Origin of the sequence: Campylobacter sp. BCW_6877, from assembly GCF_001762445.1 — a bacterium.
Classification (GTDB): domain Bacteria; phylum Campylobacterota; class Campylobacteria; order Campylobacterales; family Campylobacteraceae; genus Campylobacter_D; species Campylobacter_D jejuni.
In genome coordinates, this window is the sequence record NZ_MJWW01000010.1 from 1 (window position 1) to 1,762 (window position 1,762).

General features: G+C 25.5%; 1 protein-coding gene. It reads right to left on the minus strand.

What is annotated here, in order from left to right:
* Positions 1-1,082 (minus strand): hypothetical protein (locus tag AJ936_RS10725; protein WP_180365763.1); only part of this gene is annotated, 1,082 nt, incomplete at its 3' end.
* Positions 1,083-1,762 lie beyond the last annotated feature (680 nt).

The following is a 1,762-nucleotide window of genomic DNA, read 5'->3' on the forward strand; positions in this document are numbered from 1 at the left end:
TTGTTTTCACTAACCCCATTTACCACCACAAACTTACAAACATAAAACTCTTGTTTTCTATCTTCATCTTCTAAGATTTCATCTAGTCCTTGTGCGATTTGAAGTTTTAAATTTTGCATTTTTGCAGGAGCTAAAAAACTAAAATGATATTCGTTTAATTCTTTATTGTCTTCTAGGGAATTTTTGATGATTTTATCATACTCATGTAGCTGTGTAAAATACCCTACTCCTAAATCTTTATTTTCAAATTCCTTATAAGCACTTTTATAAACTTTAGCAATGTTTTTTGGGATAATAAAATAAAGTTTGATTAAATTAGTATCAAAGCTAAGATTTAATTCTTTAAATTCATAATCTTTACTAAAGTCTTGTTTGAATTGATTAAGAATATTTATATCCTCTATATCTTTTAAATCTTTTAAATCTATATTAAATTCATTTAAAGCCTTATTTTGTTCTTTTTTTTCATTATTGATTAAAAGATTATAGATAGGTAAATTATCTTTTTGAAATCTATCACTTTTATAATGAAGTCTTATTATAGGTTCTTTTAACTCTATTTGATTTTTACTTTGTTCTCCTAAGCCCTCTTTAGGATCAAAGCTGTGATCAAATTTAAACTTACTTGGAGTAAAGCTTACTTTTAAAGCAAAGCCTTTATCTGTTTTACAAGCTGAGATGAGTTCTTGTAAGATTACATATTCATTATTGACTTTCTTTTGAGATAAGGATCCTTTTACATTAACAACTTTAGTACAAGGAACACTTACACCTGCTATAGTATTAGGACAAGCTACTATACTAGAGTTTAATAAATCACTTTCTAGCATTATAGGCACACCATCATCTTTAAAAGTTTTTCCTTTGTTTGATTTAAGTATGACTTTACCTCCATGGATACATTCTAGGTTTTGATTTTCTAAAAGAGCATGAAGTTTAGCTATAGCTTGTTTTTTATCTACTTGTGTGGTTTTTTGTTCTTTTAAAGTGTTTGAAATTAAGTCTTTATACTCTAAGCTTTGTTTGCTTAAACATTCTAATTTGATATTTAAAGAATTTTCTATAATAGAATAATTAAGCAAACAAAGTTCATCATTTTTATAAAAGATGCTAAGTCTTCCTTTGCCACTGCTTTCATCTTTAGGAGAAAAATAATAACTAGGTGTATCTTGTTTTATAGTATTATCTTGATCTAATTCTCCAAAGTAAAAAGGATTATTAGGAAGTTCATTTGAGCCTGTAAGGAGGGTGGAGTTTAGGAAGATTTTTATATCTAAACTTTTAAAATCTATTTGATATTTTTCTTCTATGTCCTTTATATCCAAAACACTTCTATCTTTTGCAAAAATATCACAATGATTATCATAAATATGGATCAAATTTGACATAGAGATGAAAGAAGTATTGTTAGAATTATCTTGCAAATCTTGTAAATTTACTTTATCTAAGAATATGATTTTTATATTATTTGTCTTTAATACTATGGTATTGGTATTTTTATCATAAAATTGCTCTATGTTAAATACTTCGTTTAAAATTAAATTAACATCATTTTCCTTAGTATTAAAGCTTTGATTATTTAGATTATCTTGTAAGGAAATTTCTTTATTTAAATAGTCTTGGATATCTTTTATTTTTTCATTTCTTTTTTCTTTTAAAGTATTGATAGATTTATAAAGCCTTTTTCTAGCATCAAGATAGGTATCATTGAGCTTTTCTTTATCTAGGATGAAGATTTTTGTGAAAGTAGAATTATAGCCTA